Source organism: Erwinia sp. L03-1, assembly GCF_058686115.1.
In genome coordinates, this window is the sequence record NZ_CM178762.1 from 4,424,452 (window position 1) to 4,445,711 (window position 21,260).

The following is a 21,260-nucleotide window of genomic DNA, read 5'->3' on the forward strand; positions in this document are numbered from 1 at the left end:
CTTTTTTTAACTGGGGTAGGGTTATTACTCTGGCTTTGTTTTTCGGGTATCCGCTGTTCTGATAATCACCTTTTTGATGCCTTTCTCCTGCAACTCGTCAAACCAGCTTGTTAATAAATCATCGTCCAACGTTAATACCAGACGCGCCGCGATAGTCCGGAATTTCTCTGCATCCAGAACAACCAGCATGACATTTTCGCCCGGTAGTATGAATTTGGGCTTTCTGGCCTTTCCGTTCTCGGTAATAAGCTGGTTAATTTCAACCATCTTTTCATGCGTCATGGTGATTTTTAGGGCGTCAGTTTCATCCGTGGCGATGTTTTTCCTGCACGGGTAAGCCAGCATTTGTCTGAATCCAGGATGTTGTAGTTGTGGTAACACTGACTCTCCTTACCGCGCTAAATACACGTCTGTTTCATAACAGGCCATGCAGCGGATTTTTGCCTGGTACTGAATGACCCCTTTCGCGCCGTGTTTTCGCAGCCAGTTTTTCGCCGTGAAGAATGAAGCGCCGCCTGGTGTTGCTACCACAATGCGCGGTGAGTGTGCGACGGCGTAATACACCTCCGGGGTGTATACCGTTTCATTGTCATTGAAAGCATAAATTACTGTTGACCATCGTCCTGTTACCACCGGGGCGGTGACAGTGACGTTATTATCGCTCCACTGCGGCAACGTTCCGTTCATCGGGGCGGCGGGTTTATCCCATTCGACAGGGGTTGGCGGGGGCGGTGATGAACACCCGGCCAACAGGAGTACAAGCACAGGCGCAATAGCGGACACGATTTTCATTTCATCTCCTCAAAATACTGGTTGCGGTGCAGCGGGCGGAAGTAAATGTCGTTCATCCGGCGCACGTTGCCGTCAAGGTCAATACTCACAATCACGTCCAGGCTGTCCAGAATTTTGCGTAGCAAAAAGCTGTATGGCAGCCCGGTACACTGCGGATTTTCTTTGCAGCGCGTGATAAAACCGTCCACCGCTTCCCTTGCTGATCCGGCATGAATGGAGGTCATGCTCCCTTCATGGCCAGAACCCGTGATTTTGATGAAGTCCCAGGCTTCTCCGCCCCGGACTTCCGTCAGCAGGATACGGTCAGGGTTCATGCGGTAATTCCAGCGCAACAGACTGGCCGGGGTGACGATAGCCCCTTTTTCATCGGCAGATTCAGACGGGTAGAACAGGTGCACGTAGTTTTTGTGGATGAAGAAGGTGATCTCCGGGTTGTCCTCGATGGTGACGATGCGTAGATGGGCGGGAATGTAGCCTATCAACGTCTTCATATAGGTGGTTTTCCCGGTACTTGTTTCGCCGGCAACGGCAATCGTCTTGCCGTACTCGACGCACTTTTCCATGAAGCGCGGTATATTTTTTGTATTGTACAACTCAATTAATTCATCATCGTGCGTCCAGACCTTCTCCGCTCCCGTCACGCGGTTATAGAAACCCGCGTCGATATACGCCTGATGCGGGATTTGTACCGTTGAGGGCTTACGGATGGTGATTGATACCGTATTGCGTTCACAAGCCGGGGGAACAACCACCTGGCAACGTTCGCCGGATTCCAGCGTAGCCGACAGCCCCGGCTTAATGTCTTCCACGTTGTCGCCCTGGTGCTTTGCCAGGCAGCGGGCGAAGTCGTAACAGTCTTCATAGGTCAACGGCACGGCGTGCTGTTCCCAGACGCCGTTAATCTTCGTCCATAGCTCCCCTGGACGGTTGACGGCGATTTCCGTCAGGCCGGGCAATTCCAGAAAGTCGCCAAAGAAGCGTTGTTTGTAGCGGTCGAGCGAAATATTTTTAGCGGCCATTTGTCGCTCCTTTCAGCGTGATTTTAGTGGTGCATTGCGACAAAACGGCCAATGCGGTTTTCCTTTTAATCAGTCGCTTGTAAGCATCCAGTGCAGCGGCGTCCTTCGGGTTCCCGGCGATGGCTCCCTTATGGCCAGTCTGGATTATTTGTAAATAATCAGCCTGTTCTTCTCTGGTCATTGTTGATTCCCTTTCATTTTCAGCGTGTATATGTTGGAAAAATCAATATCCTGCCCGGTGATCAGGTTGATGATTTCGCCCTGGTTTTTGTAGAGCGTTGGCGGGATGTTGATGCTGTTTTCCAGCGTGGTTTTTGCCATTTCCGCCATCGCCTGGCGGCTGTTCTCGGTGTAATCGGTGTTGCGGTCTTTCTTCCCGGCACTGTTGGATGCCCAGGCACCAATATCGGGGATCATGCCAACCATTAACGCCCCACCGAACCGCTCCATAAAGTGGGTATCAATCCAGCCGTCTACGCCCGCCTCGCCCAGTTCCCCGGCAGCGTTGGTATCAATCAGCGGAATATCGAGGAAAGGTGCCTGGCGGGTACGCAGTTTCGTGATGATGATAAAAGCGCGTCCCTGCCCGTGTTTCATGCCGTCTTCCGCACCTGTCGCATACAAACCAGTGGCTCCCGTGCCCTTTTCAATGAGCCTGGTGTTGCCGCTGGCACTCCAGATATCTTTGGTGATGGTGCAGCGGATTTTACCTGCCCGGTCAGAGACAAATCGGTAATCCAGCGAACAGGGGATCGCCGTGTTTTCCGGGACGTACAAATCTGGGTTATACGGGATACGTCTGGCGGGTTCGGCCTGTTTCAGTGCCGGGGCACCCGCCTTATCAGGCGCTGCTGACGGACTGCTGTCGTCCGTTTGCGCGGCGGTTTGTGACGCTTTCATCGTCATTTCTTCCCGCCGTGTTTTCACCGTACCCTGTGCTGAACCCGAACTCTCCGGCCGGACTAAAAACTGGGCTTTGTTGAGTACGGTTGGCACTGGCGGGGCGACCTGCCCGCCTGTCGCGCCGCTGGCCGGGTTGCTTCCCGTCTGCGGCGGCTCTTCTCCGGTGTCATTGTCCTGCCCCATATTTGTGCGCTGGCGGTAATCGGTTTTATTGGTTTGCCCGCTGTCCGCCGCTTTTTTCTCCTCCTTTGGCTGCCAGATCAGATTGCGATACACCCAGTTACCGCCCCACGCCCCAAAAATCAGCACCACGGCCAGTATCGCCAAAAACGCCGTGGCTTTGCCGCGTTTGCGCTTCTTCAGCTTGTTGACGGCGGGTTGTACGGGGTTTGCCTCTTTGTCTTCCTGCTGTTCGTTCAACTCGGCCTCGCGTTTTGCGCGGGCTTCACGTTCCAGGGCGGCAATGCTTTCCTCCGGCTGCGCCGGGGAAGCGGGCTGCGTCTGGGGTACGTCCTCCGGTAGAGGCTGTTTGTTTTCTTCACTCATGAGTGGGACTCCCGATTAGATATAAAGATAGTTTTATATCTTTATAGAATGATAAGCCGTTACTTTTCGACTCTCTCGACCTGCGGGGAAACGGTGGAACCATCGGCAGCCTGGACTTTGCCAAACCCGCGATTTTCCAGCCCGATCACCGCATTTCCTGAACGCAGAACAAGATGGGTAGCTGTTTCCTGAATGACCAGCACGGTAAAGTTGCCTTTCTTCTGGACGCTGCTGTTAACCACCTGCTCTTTGCCGTCGAGGTAGCGGAACACGGAAGGAATGTCTTTTTGCGGCGAAAAGCCCAGGAACGTAAAGCGACCATCGTCATAGGCAAAATCCGGGGCAATACTGTTGGCATTCCCCCGCATCCAGTAGTCCCAGTTACGCGGCACCTGCGCCGCGACCAGGCTTTTTTGTACCCTGGTCTGTTCCTGCTTCTGCGTCCATTCCCGCTGACGTGCAGCCGATTCACGGCTCGCCTTGTCCCGCGCTTCGCCCGGATAGCGGTAAGACACCTGGAAAGCCGGTTGCTGCGCGGATTTATCGTCGATAACGTTCAGCTCCACGTTGTAGACGCGCTTACTGGTGACGACAAACAGGTTGGTATGCCAATCCCGCCCGTTGGGGGGAATGACCACCTGCGCGGTGTTGCCGTCCTCACCGGGGGCGCCCTGCGTCAGTGCCACCGGACGGATGTAAACCCGATTCGCGTCCGGCCTGGCTTCCCAGGCTTCTTCGAAGCCCGGTTTTGCGCTGATAACGGCCTCGTTATCATCAAAAACCAGCGTCGTCATGAACCCGGCCTTGGTGTTGACCACCGTCACATTCTGCGGGTTGTAAATAACCTGCTGCACCCGGCTGTCATAGCGGCTGGCTTGCGGGTTTGCGGCTCCCCATGCCGCGCCGCACATCATCAGTGCCAGCGCGGTTAGCGTGATTTTTTTCATCATTCGCCTCCCCGGATTTCACGGTCTGCCTGCCAGCTCGTGACGGTAAAGCCAAAGGGATTGGATTCGCGTTCTTCGTCGCTCATTTCCCTGGACGGGTCAGAATTAAACGTAAAATGCGCGTCCCAGTATTCGGTGCGAATACTGTTATCCGCGAGGCGGCGGATGATTTTTTTATAGCGGACGGTAGCGACTTTATCCGGGTCGGTGCCGTCGGTGATCACGTTGGAAATCACGTCAATTTTCACCGTGTTTGCACCGTTGTTGTACACCTTGTCAGGGGCATTTTTCCCGGCGTACAACGCCAGGTAATCGTCGTTGACCTGGGGGGCGTTGTAGCGTTGCACCGTCTGATAATCATCCTGCAAAGCGGGATAAACGTAGCGCTCGCGCAGATTCACGTAGTTGGCAGTCATCGCCTTTTGATACGCTTCATTTGCGGTCAGGCTGGTCTTGGATACACGGGTAACGTGCTCTACCCGTCCGGTGTGGTTATCCACGGTATACAGCTCAACGTCCGTCTGTTTGAGCGGCAACATCACGACCACGGCGACTATCGCCAGTACCGCAATCAGCAGACCAACACCGCCGACCGCAAACCCCGCTCGCGTGGCGTTTTTATCGCGGTCGATCATACGTTGCTCAAAGTTTTTTGACTCTGCGATTAGTTTCTTTTCCTTTTCATTCATGACTGTTCAGCTCCGCCATAATTTGAGGGGTGTTGACTGGTTTCGCTTTGCCGCCGACTTCCGGCGGAAAGTGAGGCTGTGCGCAGCCGGAAAGCGCGCACAGCAAAGCCAACGCAATCAAGCGTTTCATATGAGTTTTTCCTTAAATGAAGTTAAGAGTTAACGAGGTTTAACTCGATGGCTTAATGAGGTGCTGGATTGAGTTTGAAAAATCCCGCGCAACCATATGTCACAGAAAAATGTGATGTGAGACATATGGTGATCAAGGTTTAGGTGGTTTGTCGCGCGGGTTAACAACAATCGGCGGTGTACTTTTTCGCATGGCATTGCGCTGTTCCATTTGCCGGATGGAATTTTTACGCGCCTCCCGTGCGCTATAGGGCTGTTGCTCACCAGGGCGTAAGTTAGGCGGTGGTGTTCTACCGCCTCCCGGTGTTGGGGTATCTTTGCCACCAACCTGACGCTGCCCTTTCGGGAGAAGCATTCTGGCAGCAGTAAAAGCCCCGGCGCCAATTCCCACCGCCGCCAGTCCCTGCATGGATGCCGTTGCGCTGGCACCTGCCAGAGCGCCCGCCAGTTTTGCAGAGAAGTAGATAAGTACACCGGCACAAATACCTGCAAGGCAGACCTGCGCGCCTAACTCAACGATAGTTGATTTATTTGCAAGCATAGTTGCTTTATTCATGACTAACGTTAAATAATTAATTACTATTCTTAAAGAAAGAGCCGAGAACAATATAGTTAATATGGCCGCAAAAATATTTTGTAGCCAGTTATTGAACATCGGGCGGAGAAAACCATACATCAGGCAAAAAATAAATATCGGGGCTGTTATGCTCAATAATAAAATCATGATTTCGGCAACCATTGAAACAAATGCAGTTACTATCATCAATACAAATACTCCGAGCCATACATAAAACTGAGCTGCCCAACCTTCATCTTTAACATACTGAGAGCCGTCGAGATCGTGCAATGTTTTGCCTAATACCTTTGCCTTATTCCATAAAGTATCCAATAACGCCCATATGTTTTCACTGCCTGAAAAACCCTCCTTTAAACCCTTGATGGCATCAATGACCCCATCAAGGTATCCACTAACATTTGCTACAAAAGATAAGATGATAGCCATCCGCATAATATCCCACATAGTATCTTCCATGGGCGTATTCAGCTTCCCAGCCAACGTCTGGTATCCACGCCACATGATATACAGGGTGACTGACGTTGCAGCCAGCCCCATAATCATGTGTGAGTAATTCATCATCAGTCCTTTAGTAGCGTCAGTTACACCTCCAATTAGGTATTTTTCAACACCTCCGAAAGTACCTCCGCTCATAAATATTACTCCTCTAAATTGTTTAGGTCTGGAGTTGGGGCATTAAGTTGCTGGATCTGGTAGTGGGCTTCATTTGCATTTTTACAATTTTCGGAGGCGCTACCCGATTTCTGGCATTTTTCATACACCACCTTTAACTCATCAGGATTATCCCGATACCACTTTGTTGTTTTGGCTTCTTCCTTACATCCAACAAGAACTGCACTTGAAATGAAGACACAGAGTAAAATGATATTTTTGGCACCCATTTAAAAACCTCATAAATTATTTAGGTCTGCTGTTGGCGCGTTTAACTGCTGCTGGTTCCAGCGTTTAACCCGCTCCGCCTCAAGCACTTGTTCGCGCTTTTCTGCCGCTTTGACGTTCATTTCCCATTGGGTGGTGAGCGTGTTCAGCATCACAGACTTTAACTGGATACTGTTCGCAAGGTCTTGTGATTCTTTCACATCTTTTGAAGATTCAGCTCGACGTGACAGGTCGCCAATCTCACCCAGCGCCGTGCTGACCTGATTTTGCACATCGTCCGTCTGTTCGAGCTGGATCGCTTTATTAATCACCTGCTGCTTGCAAACGTCCGCATACGAAGTGGACTGTTCGGCATTACAGGTGTCGAAAATCTTATATTTTTCATACAGCGCATCAAACTGCCCGGAGGAACCGCCGGAACGCAGCAAGTCATTCAATGCCTGGCCGGGTTTGCGGAGCTTCTCAAGGTCGGATTTCAGCCCTTTGGCCTGGTTAACAAAATCACCAATATCACGCAACCCGGTTGATGCCGCGAGCTGGTCTTTGTATGCCTGGATTTGTGACTGATAATGTTTGGCCGTTTCCATCCAGTGCTTCAAATCCTGCGCCCACTGCACATCACGCATGGGGTCAGCATCCACAGCGACCGGGATACCCGCCCAGGACGGGAGGGAAACGGGAAGCATACAAGCCGCCATCATCACCACGGCCAGCGTCTTACAACGCATGTTTTTAATGTTCATCTGGTTGATTCCTGTTATCAGAGTGCTTGCGCCAGGTAGCTATCCAGCCAGTCATGCGGCTGCATCCCTTCCCGGTAAAGCGAATCGAAGATTTCGAGGTTGTCAGCGCTGCCGCTCATGACTTTGGTGTATTTGCCTACACCAGAAAGGTCCAGCGTGACGCGGGCGGCGAAGCGTTTTGTATCCCCCCGTCTGAACTGGTTTTTCACGACCACATACTGGTGCGCCATCGCGTCGAGATTTTTCATGGTCTCAAACACTTCCGGCTCGAATTTCATGCCGTCCACATAGTGACCACGGTCGCCGTTCGGGTTGGCCGCCAGTATTTGCGTCCCACACTGCTCAACAACCGCGGGCGCAATTTCATCCTTGATAATTTCATCAGGCGACTGGGTGCCGACTACCAGCATCCCGTTCAGCTTACGAATGGTTTTTAGCTTGTTATAGGCAAAGTCTTTGAACACCGGATCACGCAGCCATTTCCAGAACTCATCCATGAAAATCACCAGACGGCGACCGTCCAGCAAACTGGTGATGCGGTACAGCAGGTAAAACGTGATGGGGGCGCGAACATCGGCATTGTCCAGGAACTCCGTACCGTCAATGCCAAAGTTACCGCAGTTGCTGATATCGAAGGTGTCATACTCGTTATCGAATACCCAACCGAAATCACCGCCCTCAGCCCATTTGGATAGTCTGATATCCAGACCGTTCTCCTGATCTTCTTTCGTCGCTGGCTCTGCCAGTTGTTCCCTCAGGCGGGTAATACCAAAGCAACGGTACTCCACCGAATCTTTCATCACGGCATCAACCGCGTGGCTCAGACGCTTTTCCTGACGCTCAGAGATAATTGAGCCGTTACGGGTACACAATATTTTCATCAGTTGCTTGATGAAGTTGAGATTGTGCCGCGTTGGTGGCAGAGAGAACGGATTCCAGCCGGTAGGCTCACCGCCAGCGACACGGTAATAGCGTCCCCCCAGTGCCCGGATATTGATTTCCGCGCCCCGGTCTTTGTCCAGGTAAACGGTCGTCAGCCGCTTGGTTTTCGCCTCCGGGGAGAAGCTGTCAGCACGGCCATATTTCTGCTGCATGATCTGGAGGTAAGTCATGAGCATGGTTTTACCGGAGCCGTTCGTACCGAGAATGCAGGTACTGGCCGGGTGCTTCTCGTTAAAGTCGTCTTTTTCTGCAAGCGTGTTATGCAGATTCAGATAGTAACCATCCCCCGACGGGGTGGGCATTAACGCCATCGCCTCCCCCCAGGGGGCTTTGTCACGCTTACCGGGGTAGAAGTTGTGCAGCGCGGCCAGCTCCACAAAGTTTTGGCTGCTCAACTCCCCCTTGCGTGGCCGCAGGTTGTAGTTGCCCGGAAGCTGCGCCATGTATGCCGCCGATAGCGATAGTTCCGCAGGAACTGGGGTGATGCCGATGTTGTTCAGGGCGTTACTGATCTCATTGGTATCGACTACCAGCCCGTCCAGCGTTCGGGAGAACACCATCAGCGAGAAATGATGCCGCCCGTAAGCGATTTTTCCTGACATCAGCAGGTCAAGCGCCACGTCCAGATCCAGACGCTGGGATACGGCATCATCATCGGCACTCATGAGCAGCCGTCTTGTGCGCTTAATCGCTTTTTGCGCTTCAATACGGGACATGCAGGTGTACGTCTGCGTGATCACGTAATCACAGGGCGCATAGAGCAACGAATCCATCATCCCGGTTGAGGTTTCTTCCGAGAACTCTTTCACCTCCAGTCCCCTGAAATAATGCGTTCCGTTCGCATGGTTAATCTGCCCGGAGTCAGCGGCGAAAAACAACGCGGCCGATCCCATCACGTCATAAGCCGGCGTCCGGGTAACGCGCACCCTGCGCCACTCATGCGTTAACAGGTATTCATAAAAGGCCAACTGCGACGAATACACCGCCTCCCCTTCGGTAAACGTCCCCAGAGAACGGGCACCGTAGCGTGATAGCGCACTGTCGAGAGAGCCTTTGATTTCCAGCATTTCCCGCAGGGCGGCGTCCAGCTCGCGCAGTTTCTGCCCGTCTTTCATCCGCTTGCGCTCTGCTTTTTCAAGCCCGGCAAAGGGCATATAGCAGACTGTCAGGAACAAACGGTTGCGGCGGAATTTGCCCAGGGAGGAATAGTAAAGCCCGCTGACTTCATCGGCGTAAGAGTTACCGGACACCTTGTGCAGCGAGTCGGCGAACTGGTTACGGTCATTGTGGATATAAAACGTAACCGGCATTCCTTCAAACGAGCGGAACAGCCCGTGAAGCTGATTTGTCCCGATTTCCAGGGTTTCCTCTGATTCACAGTCGAACGGCGTTCCCAACAGCTCCCAGGTGCAGTACAGGTCACTTTTAGGCGAGCGAACAACGTGTTCATGAATGTGCGAGGAATACGGTATGTATTTCTTAACGGTGGCACACTGGTTAAGTTTCATTGCGTCGAGAAACTCCTTGATATCAACGTTTTCATGTTCAACAGGCATGAATGTCGTTGCGCCAAACAGACGATTCGCTATCGGCTTCCCCTTCGCTCTCAGCCACACGGCGATCAGGTTAAATCGCATCGGTTCCTTTCTGGTCAGGGATTTCATAACCAGAAATTCCACCGGGAGCAGCAGCATAAATGCAACAGAAGTCCAGATAGCGGCAATAATGGTGACGCCCGTGACACCCAGCAGGGGCACCATCGGCACCCCCCACAGCGCCGCCGGGCGTTTCATTGCCTTGAGCAGCTTTGCCATATTGTCAGCCTCTTAGCTCATTAACAGGGCACCGATTTCACTGCCCCCGCCAATCAGAATGCCGCCAATGATGATGTAGCCGCACTGCCCCAGGCTTTCACCTTTCCACAGCGTCTTGTAACCAATCCAGATCACCGCCACGGTGATCGTGATGGCGGCCAGACCATGAAGCCCGGTTGATACTTTCTGCATGACGGTATTCGCGCGTGAAAAGCCGTCGGCAAACGCCGGGCTTGCCGTCAACGCCGTCATGAATAACGCTGATACAAAGGCAACAAAATGGCTGACAGTTCCTTTTATTTTGCTGAAAAAATTCATTTTTCATCCTCATTTTTTGATACGTCATGATTTCCGCGCACAACCTGCGCGGGGTAATAAACGGCGGTAGCCTGTTTCTGGCGTAGCCCTGACGGAACGCCGCGCACAACAGAACCCGGCCACACCACACGCGGACGTGACGGTGAAGCCACAGGTATTGCCTCTACGGTTGCCATCGAAGACGCTTTGTCTTCACGGGTTCCGGGAACGGCATAGCGTGTGGCCGTGGGGGTGTAGCCGATGCGCTGCACGTAGCTCGTTTGTGAAAGCTCGGCCTCCTTTTTCTGCCCCGTGTCAAAATTGCCGGAGTAGTAGCAACTGAGCGCCCTTTTCAGGGTGCCGCCACGCTGGTAGCAGTCGGTGATGATTTTTTCGAAGACGGAAAGGTTGATGCAGGGATTGAACATATCGCTGGCGGTGACGCCGTAACGACGAAAATTGGTACTGGTGATTTGCATCAGCCCGGCAGAATAGCGGCGACCTTTGGCCTCTATCTGGCTGGCGATGCGTATAGCCTCCTCTCTGGTTTTGGGCATATGGGTAATGAAGCTTTTATCGCTGGGTGCCCTCTCTTTCTTTGGCACAATCTCGGCGATGGCGTAGGGGTTAAAACCGGATTCCACCCTTGCCACATCAAGCGATGTGGACGGGTGAACGGTGGCGGCGCACTGCATGGCCACCGCCAGAAAAGCCGTGGTGGAAAGCATGGCAACCTCAGAACAGAAGAATGGCGATCAGCCAGATGATAAATAAAACCAGCATCCAGCCCGCTAACTCAAGCCAGGCAAACCGGGTTTGTCGGCGCATGGGTCAGCCTCCAGGCATTAGCCGACAGGTGCCGCCGGAGGTGGCGCGTCGTCTTTCGGTTCGAGCAGTACCAGCTTGCCGGAAACGGAAATACCGGGCGTGATCATGATGTTCATCCCCGGCTTGCCATTGTGCGCAAAGGCCACGCCGACTTTCGTCCAGTAGGTATTTTTTTCGCCGTGCTCGTCGGGCTGGGACTCCTGAGTGACATACACGTTATAAGTTGGTTTACGCATATATTTATCCTATTTAGATGAACAAACAAACAAACTAATTAACTCCATCACATCCCAATTCTGCATTCCGATTTAAACGGGTTAGCGAGAACATTCAGCGGCACCCTGAATTGTGGTTGTGTGACAGCCCGTACCAATTTGTTAAAGAGCAAATTTAGGCAATAAGAAGCCCGGACGAATACACGTCCTTTTTTAGTTAATTAGCTTTAATTTGTGTTACATACCGAAGGTAGAGTTAACAGGCGAGGGAGTCAAAGACCAAAATTAAAAGTGTCATGGTTTCCCATGACACCAACTTAATCATAAATCCATAACCATCTGAAAAGGAAAGACTTCGTGATAACCATATTTTATGCACAGTTCGACAAGCTCTACATTTGATGAAACATTGAGTTTGACTCTTATACGCCTAAAATACGTGTCCACTGTTGGAATGCTGATATTAAGCATGGTTGAAATAGTTGATCTCTTCAGTCCATGCAAAAAATGATAGAGAACCTTTGCCTCCATCGGTGATAATTTAAATTCACCGTAAGTAGATACCTTTTGAATGCTGGAAGTTGACACCAGATTATTAAACTCAACTATACCATCTAAAATTAAGGCCATAGCAAAAGTGCCAGCAGGACGGCCATTTAAATCATAAATAATTTCTTTAGATGTATGAATAAGTGATTTTGAACAACCTATTAAAGGTTCTATTACTTTATATGTTTCCCCGGCTAAAATGGCTTTCTCATGAGAAATATATATATCGCTTTGTTCAGCCCAGGGCATATCGTAGTCACACAGCCCCTGTAATTTTTTAGGGCAGATGCCGGAAAACTGGCTGAACACGCAGTTTGAAGCGACAAAACGATGCTCCAGATCTTTGACTAGCGCGATCCCGGCACACACTGGGATGACAGGATTGTCGATATAGTACTCAATCGTTGGCGCTGACTCTTGTGCATTAAGCAAAGACGGCTTACCCTCTTTCATGGTCATAGAAAGATCCTCCTAGGGACTTATGTGATCAGTCACCGAGGTGGGTACCAGCCTCCTCGGTGACACCTAAAACAAAAGTTACATGTCTGTTTTTTTACCTTTTGTCTTAACAATTATTACTTTATCCGTGTTATCAATTTCACATGTCCAATCCGTTGCTGTGGCTAGTTCCAATAACGACTTTTTCAACATTTGCCTAAACTTATATAATTCACTTACTTCGCTACCACAAAGCATTTTCAATGTGGCGACTTTGATTGGTAATGGATTTGTATGACTACTATAGAAACCGTGTAACCATTGCGTAAGTGGCTTACCTTTAAGTTGCATGCGAATTAGTCTATTTATACCCGTCCAACCTGAATCACCAAAACAAACGGCTATTTTAGGATTAAGAACAAGGCAGTTCTCGCCTGTTTCTTCTTCACGGTAAATATCATTAATTAAACTCCCCATATAACTAAATTTACCGTCTGATAATTCAACGCCGCTAACCTGCATCCTGCTGAGACTATCATTAAGCCAGTTATACTGTGATTTGCCTGTATCTCGCCCGATAGATTTTAAAAACTCATAAGATGAAAATCGAACCGTATAACCGAGTGCTGTCTCTTGGCAACGGCTCAGGCATTCTAACCAAACATCTAAATCAGCTTGATCAAGCTGTTCTCCTGTATATTTGACCGTGTACCCATTGAATGATGCTTTCTGTACTTTCTTTTCAAATTTACGATTACCTTTCCCTACAACACTAAAGAGGGCGCTACGTAACACAGCGTTAGGGAGAGGTGCGTGGTTGTTCTTACTGGCTGGGAGGTACTTTTCTTCTGATTCAGTATCTATGGAAGTCTCTGAATCCACCGTGAATGTTGCAGTCTGATGATTAACATTATGCGGCAGCTCTACCCCACTTCTGATAGCTGCCATTTGTTCTGCAAGTCGATCAGGTATTTGCTGATTTTTATCTTTAATCATGTCGCTTATATGCCTGATGCTATCGTTTATCTTCTTCATAGCGTTCTCTCCGCCCGTAAAAATGCAAGCACGTTAAGCAATTCAGCAAGTTCATTAGCTTGCATAGCAGGCAGACGAACCGGCAATCCTTTGCGAAGACGCTCGCAAATCACTATCATGGTCAATGCTGACATATCTGATGCTCCTTTAATGGTGTTGGCAATCAGCCCCTGGTCTTAGTCGGGTAGGGGCTGATTTTATTTAAGAATATTTCTTACAGTCCCTTTTGAAACGACAAGCTCCTTCGTAAGCAACCAGTCAGCTATCTGCTGGTAAGAAAATCCTTTGGCACGCATTTCTTCCATTTCCTTTCTATAGGGGTTTGAAGGCCAATGGAACGAAAACGTACGTTAGTGAAGTAAATGTCTGATATATCGAACATAATGGACTTATGAAAATGCCCTCAAAATGGTGTCTTTTTGATCGAAATATGGCATTTAACGGACAGTATTGTCTACTAATCGATTTTTCAGACGTTCATTTTTCGCTTACCGTACGTTTTCGTACGGCTGGCCCTCAAATCCCAAAGAGTATCCGGAGCCCGCTACGCAGGGCATCTGGATAGCTCCCTTCGCTTTGCTCAGGGCAACTCCTGCAGCTTCTTCAGCAACAGAACCATACGCCGTAAAAAGAAGAAGTAGCACCACGGACAAGCCGTGGCAGAACTCACCTCACGTACCCGACAAACACGTCTCAAAGACGCAAAGCAAAAGCCGGATGCAGCTTCAGATAACACTCAGCCCCACTGAAAAGCCGCCCCGCCCCGGGCCAAAGGCCCGGAACAGAGTGGCTTTGATATCGGGTGTTGTAACTACATTATTATCGCTCTGGGAGGTGTTGCTGAAGCTGTCTTTTGTCTCCGACCGGCGGGCTTCTTCGTCGCTGTCAGGCCGCTGCTTAAAGGCGTCTGGCAGGGAAGGGTTGGGTTTGTGGCACCGTAAGGCCCGTAACCGGCTTCGCCGGGCTGACGGCGCCCGGTGGCATCCGCACCGTCCTTAACCGCTTATGGCGCCTCCATGCCGCTGACGCGGCATACGGTGAGGGGCTGCGCGCTGCTCGCCCCTCTTCAGGCAGTCGGGTTTTCAGGTTCACGCTTACTGTCTACAATCACTGCAACGCACTCTGATTAACCGAAAGGACGAATGAAGGCCGCCACCACGGTCTCTGCACGCTTGTTGGGCAGTTTGCGGATAATCACCAGCCTGACGGCTTTATCGACCGCCGTCAGCAGGAATGACTTCTGGTCTTTGCCAAAAATGGTGTCAATTTCAAAGTGTCCGGGTTCCTGTTTCAGGTCAGCACCGGCCGGCCGGTGCTCAATGCCAACACGGTTGGGAATAGGACCGCGTTTGTTCTCATCGGTCTGATAGTTATAGCGTTTCCCCCGATGCGGCAGTTGCTGATACAGCTCACCGCCGGCCTTGCGCTCCTGCTGGATATAGCGATAGAGCGAGTTCTTGCTGACCGACAGGCCAAATTCCAGGAGCAGGCGGCCACTGATGACCTCTGGTGAGGTGTGGGTAGACAGCGCTTGCCTGATAAAGTCCTGAATGTGCGGTTCAAGCTGGTTAAACACGTTATCCGGTCGTGCTTTCTGACGCCGCACTCTGGCCAGCGTTTCGGCTCTTCTGCAGGAATAAACGCCGTTGAAAGCAGAGTCAGTATTGCGTCTGAGCTCCCGGCTGATGGTAGAAGGAGAAAGCTCCAGTTCCCGGGCGATGGTGGCCTGGTTAACACCATCACCCCGCCGTTTTTTTTGATGTAGAACCGCTCTTTCTGAGTCAGATGTTTTCCCAGCATGCAACGAGATCTCCAGTAGGGCCAGAACGGTGATTTTATCCGGGTCTGGCCAGTGGGTCACTTTGTTGCGTTTCGACTGGGAATGGGGCGAGCGATTCAACTAATTAACTTCAAAAAATTTTTTATTGCAAGAAACTTACAGATAAAAGAGATAAATATACAAAAAAAATAAATATAAAGTTTATTAAACTTTTTATTCTAAAGTGAGAAGCATAAAAAAGCATTTTTTAAATCAGGGAAATTCTATTAAAATCAACGCATTATAATTTGTGTTTGTTATATGTAAAATTGTTGTTTGAAATAGAGTGGTTTATATGATTAATTTTGCTGATGTTTTCCAAGAGACGTCAGAAGTATGGCAAAGTTTATCGTTACGGCAACCCCTCCGACACCAAATGGCGATCTCCATCTAGGACACCTTTCTGGACCTTTTTTAGCTGCTGACGTCATGCAGCGGCGGCTCAAACAGCTGGGACATGATGTGCTGTTTGTGACTTACAGCGATGATTATCAAAGTTATTTACCTCGAAAAACCCATGCGTTGCGCAGAAAGCCTTTTGCTTATGCGCGCCTGATGCGCCAGGCAATGCAGCTGTCGCTGGAACTTGTAGATATCCGTTTCGACACATTTATGCAGGCTGCTGACACGCCAGCTTATCAGCGGTCAGGTGAGCACTATGCTCAACTTGTCGCCGGACAGATAGAACTCAAAGAACAGAAAACTTTTTACTGTTCCGCTTGCAATTTGTACGGCTACGAGGGTTTTGGCAGAACCAAGTGTAACTGGTGTGGAACCTCATCGGATACCAGCCAGTGTGAACACTGTGCCCGCATGCCCGACATTGAAAAAATCACTACGATGACCTGCATGTCTTGTCAAAACGCAATGCAACCGGTGCAGGTAAAACAACATATCTGGAAAGTTGGGCAAAATTATCCAGCAGTGAAAGCTGCCTTACAGCAGCGTCCCACGCGCATTTGTTTGACAAATTATCTCGACGAAGTGCTAAGCAACGAGCATGAACAGTGGCCGTTGACTCGTCCTGGGGATGCCGGTGTGTCAGTTGCTGCACTGGATAATTATCCTCTGCATACATGGTTCCTGGGGCTGTCTGGTTACAGAAGCTGCGTTGAGAGCTATCTGGCGGCGAACCCTGAACGTGGCGAGTTTGCAGAGTGGTGGGCGCCAGAGACAGAATTGGTTCATCTGCTGGGTTTCGATTGTTCTTACAGTCATGCGGTTGGTTACAGCAGCCTATTGCTAGCCGATCAAACCGGACCTCGTCCTGGTACCTTTATCACCAACCGCTTTCTTAAATTGGATGGTGAAGATTTTTCTACCAGCCGCGGGCATGCTGTCTGGATCAAAGATCTGACCGGTCAATATCCCTCTGACGCCATCCGCCTGTTTTGTGCCTTAACAGCACCAGAAACCGCGGTCAGTAACTTTAGCCGTGAACAGTTTCAGCAATGGTATCAGCAACTCTTCCTACCGCTGGTTAGACAGGCTGAACAGGCTACGGATCCTGCTTTAACCCTCACGAGCGAGCAGATACAGCATTTACGCAGCCATTCAGCTTGGCGGAACTGGCAGCAGGCCGCTTCTCTTGAAGCATTTTCAATTGCTGGTATGGCGCAAGCTGCAATGGAATTTTCTGAGTTTATTCTGTCGGATGATGAACTATCCATTGCGCCCGAAGCTTGGCAGATTCTGGCCGAACTGGTGCAGCCTTTATGCCCTGATTTAGCCGCCGCGATTTTTTCTGTATCGGTCACTCGCCTACAGCCTGCGAAGGTAATCCATGAACTCGCTTAATTATCAGAAACGCTCGGTGAGTTTTCTAGGCACACAAACTATCGGGCTGGCGCAGCTGAAAATGTATTACCTCACCAGTGAAAAGCAGGCGAGTTCACCGGTTCCTGACGCTGAAATTCAGCGCCAATTGCTGGCACAGAGCCTGGATGAAACCCATTGTCCCGGTGAACATCATATCGGCTTTGCCATCATTCATGCCGCTGATGACGGTTATTACTTGCTGGTCAGCACATGGTGTGATGCCAATATGCTGCGTCACCGGGTATTTATCGTCGATAGTGAGAATCGTTTACAGCCACTGGATAGCACAAAAATCATCGCCTGCGTTTGGGAATTGGCCGTGATGTTCTATGAGCGTAATTTCTGGATAGAACTGGTGATGACCACAGAAAAACTTGAGGACGCAAATATCCTCCGTTATTTGCAAAAGGGGTACAGCGGGTGGGTTTAAACATTCGACCAGTCAGACCTGACGATCTTGCCAGATTGGTTGCTTTATGTGCTGAGCATGCAGAATACGAGCAATTGAGCTACAGCAATAATGGGCAGCAGCAGCGTTTGCAAACAGCGCTGTTTAGTTTGCCAGCTCGCTTATTTATGTGGGTAGTGGCTAATGATAATGACTCTCTACACGGTTATTTATCAGCGACCGTCGATTACTCAACATGGTCAGCGGCACCTTTTGTATATATGGATTGCCTATATTTAACAGAAGATTTACGCGGACAGGGTATTGGTCGACAATTAATGAGCACCTTAATTGATTTTGCTAAACAGCAGCAGTGCGCTGAAATTCAGTGGCAGACACCACCGGATAACCAACTTGGCATCGGATTTTATCAGCATATCGGTGCGGAAAGCCTCACCAAGATCCGCTTTACGCTGCGTCAGGGGAATCACCTGTAGTAGGCGTAACGCGTTGATGGATTTTTGCTGGAAATAAAAAAAGGATATTACGATGACATTATTACCTCGCTGGGCCTGTCAATCCGATGTCGGGCAAACCAGAGATTACCAACTAGGCGAGTTGTTTGCGTTCGGCAAGGCGGATAACCCGCAAAAGCTCGCTATCAGCGACGGTAAACAAAGTTATACTTTTGCACAACTGGATGATATGGCGACCAATCTGGCGCTATGGTTGTCTCAAAATGGAATTAAAGCGGCAACCTGTGTTCCTGTCCTGGCGGAAAAATGCGCCATTTTGCCGGTGATCGCAGCAGCTTGTTGGAAGCTAGGAGCGGTTTATGTTCCTTTGGATGGACAGTTGCCGGAAGTGCGTGTTCGCAAACTGCTTGCTCGGCTGGATGCACCAGTTGTGCTGGCAATTTCTCATTCTCCGCTGGATGAGACGGGTATCTGGTTAAGTGGCGATGCATTACTTTCAGTATGCAAGCAGCCTGCGTCAGCTGAAGAAACATTATCAGTCTGGCAACATGCGCCTGATGATACGGCGTACATTATTTTCACCTCAGGCTCAACGGGTGAACCCAAAGGGGTTGAAATCAGCGCCAACAGTCTGAAAACCTATTTTCGCGCGCATAATCAATGGCTGAGATTCACGCCTGATTCACGCGTATTTAGCCTGTCACCGTTTCATTTTGATGTTTCCATTGAAGACACATTACTGCCGTTGTCACTGGGGGCGTTTGTCTGGCAATTTGCTAGCGTCCATGCGGGTGTCATCATGCGCAGTATCATCATTCGGGAAAAGATCACCCATCTGATTGCAGTTTCAACTCTTCTTTCCCTGATTACCGAAAATGGCAAACAAATCTTGGCAGAAAATTTCCCGGCTCTGGAAATGGTAATGACCGGAGCGGAAGTTTGCGATCCTAAAATTATTAATTTATGGAAGCAGAATTTGCCAGCCGTTCGAGTTATTAATGCCTATGGCCCAACAGAAACTACCATTGTCTGCTGCTGTTATGAAATAGAACAACCGGATGAGCAGCGTACGATAAGCTGGCCGATTGGTGTTCCTTTGCAGGACGTTGCCTGCCTGATCCTCGACGAAAATCACCAAATTCAGCAAGGTATAGAGATTACCGGCGAGCTCTGTATCGGTGGCGATTTAGTAATGAAGGGGTATCTGAAGCAGCCTCAGGAAACAGAAAAAGTTATTTTCGAACATAAAGGCATGCGTTATTACCGCACCGGCGATATCTGTCTGCGCCAAGCGGATGGCAATATTTTATACGTCGGTCGCCGTGATGATGAAGTAAAAATTGCTGGTCGGCGTATTCATCTCGGCGAAATTCGCCAGAAATGCCTGGCTACCAGCGGTGCGCAACGTGTGGCAATCCGGAAGGTGCAACTTGACGGCAAAGATCATATCGCCATGGTCATTACCGGCGAAGAGAGCAGCGAATTAGCAAATATCGAGGCCTCGCTGGCGGCGGAGCTGCCGCGCTATATGTTGCCAACATTATGGGGCTGGGCAGAAGAAGTTAACTTAAGCGCCAATGGCAAAACTGACGAAAAGATACTGCTGGATCAGCTTGTAGCTGCTGCCAGCCAGCAGCAGTCACGTTATTTCATCCGCCGTCAGGGCGGCAGCTTTACTCCAATGAATCGAGGTAATAAGTGAGTCATCAGGCTTATTTAACGCGTGTAGAAAAAGTTATCCGTGCAACGATAACATTTCCGCAGGAAGTGCAGCTACAGGTAGAGACTGAGCTGAATACGTTAGGAATTGATTCCCTCACCACCATTAATTTGTTGCTGGCTCTGGCGACAGATTACCAAGTTGAACTGGAAAATTTCATCAGTGAAATCGAAGATTTGAAAACGGTCGGCGATCTTTGTGGCCTGGCAGCAAAATTTAATGCTACCGCCGACAATCAGAGTGCTACTACTGCACCGGCTAATATCAAATTTTTCTCTCAGCAGGCGCTGCACTATGAATATGGTCTGGACGGTCTTCGCACTTTCCCTTGGGGAAATGTGAATACGCCAATTGGCTCCGGTTACTGCATCGTACGTCCGTTCACCGAAACCTTACCCCATATTAATCAGCCAGATGATGAGGATGAGCTCTTTGTCGGTATCCAGGGCGAAGCTCTGGTGGTGATTGGCGGCAAAGAGTATCCGTTTACCCAAGGCGATCAGGTTTTTATCCCGCGCGGCAGCCATCACTACGTGCGTAACAATAGCGATCAGTCTTTCCACTTCTTTACCATCTGGTGGAATCAGGCGGGCGCTCGTGCTTATCTGATGCAGGAAGAGAAGGCTGAGCAATAATGGCAAATCAGTGGGATATCATCATCATCGGAGCTGGGCTTGCTGGCAGCGCACTGGCTGAAAATATCAGTCAGTCGGCTCTGCGTGTCCTACTGCTGGAGTCAGCAGAACCGGGTAGTGGTGGTGCCAGCGCACGCTCACGCGGCATCGTACGTGTGTACGACCCTAATCCTAAGTTGATGCAGTATAACGTGGGTGGCGTGCGTGAATGGCGACGCCTGAATCAACGCTGGCCGGGGATCTTCCGGCAATGCGGGATCGTCTACCTGCTTAAAGAAGAACATATTCAGGATGCGCAGCTGCTACTGAGGAAGTTTTCTTCGCCTGACTATCCCATTGAGTTAATTTCCCGTCAGCAGGCACAAAAGCTGATGCCAAGACTGAATATTCCGTCACAAGCGGGCATTCTTTATGAACCGCAGGGAGGATATGTTAGTCCCCGGCTGGCCTGCCAGTTATTGACACAACTGGCGCGGGAGCAGGGAGCAGAGCTGCTGGAAGGTGTGCAGGTGAAGCACATTGAATCGCAAAACAGCGGAGTCAGTGTGCATACTGAGCATCAGGTATTCTCTGCCCGACTGGCAGTGGTAGCAGCAGGAGCCCACAGTCGCGCATTAATCCCTGAAATCCCGTTGTTCAGCCGCTCAATTCCACTTAGTACTCTCTACAGCATGCATGCTCAGGCGCCGCAAGTCTGCCTGATCGACGAATACAGCGGTAGTTATTTGCGACCGGGATCTGCCTCGTTTGTTTTTGCTGGCGGCGCGCCACAGCATGATGCGCCAGCTCCAACTGCATTGCCACAGACTGATGGCCTGCATCCAGCTAACCTGCAATTAGCGCAGCAGTTACTTTCAGACATTCCGTTACAACTCAGTCATGGTTGGGATGGCTATGATGGGTATACCACTGATTTCCTGCCGCAGATCGAGCTCATAGCTGAACGCCATCTGGCACTTTTCTGTGGTTTTTCAGGACGCGGGGCAAAATATATTCCTGATGCAGCGCGTCAGTTCAGCCAGCAGATTCGCGAGTATCTGCAATGATGAAACTTGCCTGCGT

The 21,260-nt window shown here is 50.2% G+C and carries 25 protein-coding genes; 6 read left to right on the top strand and 19 right to left on the bottom strand.

Translation table 11 applies throughout. The features are described from left to right. Positions 1 to 24: 24 nt before the first annotated feature. The 19 genes from AC4PCC_RS20175 to AC4PCC_RS20265 all read right to left on the bottom strand — a co-directional run bounded on the left by AC4PCC_RS20175 (position 25) and on the right by AC4PCC_RS20265 (position 15,203). Positions 25 to 381 carry a hypothetical protein gene (locus tag AC4PCC_RS20175; protein ID WP_492125715.1) on the bottom strand — a complete coding sequence of 119 codons (357 nt, stop codon included), beginning with the start codon at positions 379 to 381 and terminating at the stop codon, positions 25 to 27. 9 nt (positions 382 to 390) lie between these two features. Continuing rightward, on the bottom strand, positions 391 to 792 hold the full coding sequence (locus tag AC4PCC_RS20180; protein WP_492125716.1) for a cag pathogenicity island Cag12 family protein: 402 nt from the start codon (positions 790 to 792) through the stop codon (positions 391 to 393). Continuing rightward, positions 789 to 1,811, bottom strand: coding sequence for a P-type DNA transfer ATPase VirB11 (gene virB11, locus AC4PCC_RS20185; RefSeq protein ID WP_492125717.1), 1,023 nt, complete (start codon positions 1,809 to 1,811; stop codon positions 789 to 791). The genes AC4PCC_RS20180 and virB11 overlap by 4 nt, the downstream gene beginning before the upstream one ends. Then, a complete protein-coding gene (locus AC4PCC_RS20190; RefSeq protein WP_492125718.1) occupies positions 1,801 to 1,992 on the bottom strand; it encodes a hypothetical protein in 192 nt (63 codons plus the stop codon). The genes virB11 and AC4PCC_RS20190 overlap by 11 nt, the downstream gene beginning before the upstream one ends. Further along, positions 1,989 to 3,260 carry a VirB10/TraB/TrbI family type IV secretion system protein gene (gene virB10 / locus AC4PCC_RS20195; RefSeq protein WP_492125719.1) on the bottom strand — a complete coding sequence of 424 codons (1,272 nt, stop codon included), beginning with the start codon at positions 3,258 to 3,260 and terminating at the stop codon, positions 1,989 to 1,991. The genes AC4PCC_RS20190 and virB10 overlap by 4 nt, the downstream gene beginning before the upstream one ends. Before the next feature lie 59 nt (positions 3,261 to 3,319). Continuing rightward, positions 3,320 to 4,210 carry a P-type conjugative transfer protein VirB9 gene (gene virB9, locus AC4PCC_RS20200; protein ID WP_492125720.1) on the bottom strand — a complete coding sequence of 297 codons (891 nt, stop codon included), beginning with the start codon at positions 4,208 to 4,210 and terminating at the stop codon, positions 3,320 to 3,322. Then, complete coding sequence (locus AC4PCC_RS20205) at positions 4,207 to 4,896, bottom strand: VirB8 family type IV secretion system protein (RefSeq protein ID WP_492125721.1); 690 nt, start codon at positions 4,894 to 4,896, stop codon at positions 4,207 to 4,209. The genes virB9 and AC4PCC_RS20205 overlap by 4 nt, the downstream gene beginning before the upstream one ends. After that, on the bottom strand, positions 4,889 to 5,026 hold the full coding sequence (locus AC4PCC_RS20210; RefSeq protein ID WP_010617325.1) for a hypothetical protein: 138 nt from the start codon (positions 5,024 to 5,026) through the stop codon (positions 4,889 to 4,891). The genes AC4PCC_RS20205 and AC4PCC_RS20210 overlap by 8 nt, the downstream gene beginning before the upstream one ends. 132 nt (positions 5,027 to 5,158) lie before the next feature. Then, entirely contained in the window at positions 5,159 to 6,235 is a 1,077-nt protein-coding gene (locus tag AC4PCC_RS20215; protein ID WP_492125722.1) for a TrbL/VirB6 family protein, read from the bottom strand. Between the two features lie 5 nt (positions 6,236 to 6,240). After that, positions 6,241 to 6,483, bottom strand: a complete 243-nt coding sequence (locus AC4PCC_RS20220; RefSeq protein WP_492125723.1) for an EexN family lipoprotein — start codon at positions 6,481 to 6,483, stop codon at positions 6,241 to 6,243. A gap of 9 nt (positions 6,484 to 6,492) precedes the next feature. Beyond that, a complete protein-coding gene (locus AC4PCC_RS20225) occupies positions 6,493 to 7,182 on the bottom strand; it encodes a TrbJ/VirB5 family protein (RefSeq protein WP_492127581.1) in 690 nt (229 codons plus the stop codon). Positions 7,183 to 7,241: 59 nt separating this feature from the next. Beyond that, positions 7,242 to 9,980 carry a VirB4 family type IV secretion/conjugal transfer ATPase gene (locus AC4PCC_RS20230; protein WP_492125724.1) on the bottom strand — a complete coding sequence of 913 codons (2,739 nt, stop codon included), beginning with the start codon at positions 9,978 to 9,980 and terminating at the stop codon, positions 7,242 to 7,244. 12 nt (positions 9,981 to 9,992) lie between these two features. Then, complete coding sequence (locus tag AC4PCC_RS20235; RefSeq protein WP_492125725.1) at positions 9,993 to 10,298, bottom strand: TrbC/VirB2 family protein; 306 nt, start codon at positions 10,296 to 10,298, stop codon at positions 9,993 to 9,995. Continuing rightward, complete coding sequence (locus tag AC4PCC_RS20240; RefSeq protein ID WP_492125726.1) at positions 10,295 to 11,005, bottom strand: lytic transglycosylase domain-containing protein; 711 nt, start codon at positions 11,003 to 11,005, stop codon at positions 10,295 to 10,297. The genes AC4PCC_RS20235 and AC4PCC_RS20240 overlap by 4 nt, the downstream gene beginning before the upstream one ends. A gap of 117 nt (positions 11,006 to 11,122) precedes the next feature. Then, positions 11,123 to 11,341 carry a hypothetical protein gene (locus tag AC4PCC_RS20245; protein ID WP_492125727.1) on the bottom strand — a complete coding sequence of 73 codons (219 nt, stop codon included), beginning with the start codon at positions 11,339 to 11,341 and terminating at the stop codon, positions 11,123 to 11,125. 300 nt (positions 11,342 to 11,641) lie between these two features. Further along, the gene (locus tag AC4PCC_RS20250) at positions 11,642 to 12,328 is read right to left on the bottom strand and encodes a helix-turn-helix transcriptional regulator (protein WP_492125728.1); all 687 of its coding nucleotides are present in this window, start codon (positions 12,326 to 12,328) and stop codon (positions 11,642 to 11,644) included. 78 nt (positions 12,329 to 12,406) lie between these two features. Then, positions 12,407 to 13,342, bottom strand: a complete 936-nt coding sequence (trfA, locus tag AC4PCC_RS20255; protein ID WP_492125729.1) for a plasmid replication initiator TrfA — start codon at positions 13,340 to 13,342, stop codon at positions 12,407 to 12,409. Next, the gene (locus tag AC4PCC_RS20260; protein ID WP_492125730.1) at positions 13,339 to 13,476 is read right to left on the bottom strand and encodes a hypothetical protein; all 138 of its coding nucleotides are present in this window, start codon (positions 13,474 to 13,476) and stop codon (positions 13,339 to 13,341) included. The genes trfA and AC4PCC_RS20260 overlap by 4 nt, the downstream gene beginning before the upstream one ends. Positions 13,477 to 14,468: 992 nt before the next feature. Beyond that, positions 14,469 to 15,203 (bottom strand): IS30 family transposase, encoded by a 735-nt coding sequence (locus tag AC4PCC_RS20265; RefSeq protein WP_492125731.1) that lies wholly within the window; start codon positions 15,201 to 15,203, stop codon positions 14,469 to 14,471. A 294-nt stretch (positions 15,204 to 15,497) separates the two neighbouring features. Between AC4PCC_RS20265 and AC4PCC_RS20270 the strand changes: the two genes are divergently transcribed. From AC4PCC_RS20270 to AC4PCC_RS20295, 6 genes are read left to right on the top strand one after another with little or no spacing between them, the layout of a single operon-like run. Then, complete coding sequence (locus tag AC4PCC_RS20270) at positions 15,498 to 16,958, top strand: methionine--tRNA ligase (RefSeq protein ID WP_492125732.1); 1,461 nt, start codon at positions 15,498 to 15,500, stop codon at positions 16,956 to 16,958. Then, on the top strand, positions 16,945 to 17,409 hold the full coding sequence (locus tag AC4PCC_RS20275) for a hypothetical protein (protein WP_492125733.1): 465 nt from the start codon (positions 16,945 to 16,947) through the stop codon (positions 17,407 to 17,409). The genes AC4PCC_RS20270 and AC4PCC_RS20275 overlap by 14 nt, the downstream gene beginning before the upstream one ends. Then, on the top strand, positions 17,400 to 17,864 hold the full coding sequence (locus tag AC4PCC_RS20280; protein WP_492125734.1) for a GNAT family N-acetyltransferase: 465 nt from the start codon (positions 17,400 to 17,402) through the stop codon (positions 17,862 to 17,864). The genes AC4PCC_RS20275 and AC4PCC_RS20280 overlap by 10 nt, the downstream gene beginning before the upstream one ends. Positions 17,865 to 17,916: 52 nt before the next feature. After that, on the top strand, positions 17,917 to 19,545 hold the full coding sequence (locus AC4PCC_RS20285) for an amino acid adenylation domain-containing protein (protein ID WP_492125735.1): 1,629 nt from the start codon (positions 17,917 to 17,919) through the stop codon (positions 19,543 to 19,545). Beyond that, the gene (locus tag AC4PCC_RS20290) at positions 19,542 to 20,198 is read left to right on the top strand and encodes a cupin domain-containing protein (protein WP_492125736.1); all 657 of its coding nucleotides are present in this window, start codon (positions 19,542 to 19,544) and stop codon (positions 20,196 to 20,198) included. The genes AC4PCC_RS20285 and AC4PCC_RS20290 overlap by 4 nt, the downstream gene beginning before the upstream one ends. Next, the gene (locus AC4PCC_RS20295; RefSeq protein ID WP_492125737.1) at positions 20,198 to 21,244 is read left to right on the top strand and encodes an NAD(P)/FAD-dependent oxidoreductase; all 1,047 of its coding nucleotides are present in this window, start codon (positions 20,198 to 20,200) and stop codon (positions 21,242 to 21,244) included. The genes AC4PCC_RS20290 and AC4PCC_RS20295 overlap by 1 nt, the downstream gene beginning before the upstream one ends. The last annotated feature ends 16 nt before the right edge of the window (positions 21,245 to 21,260 follow it).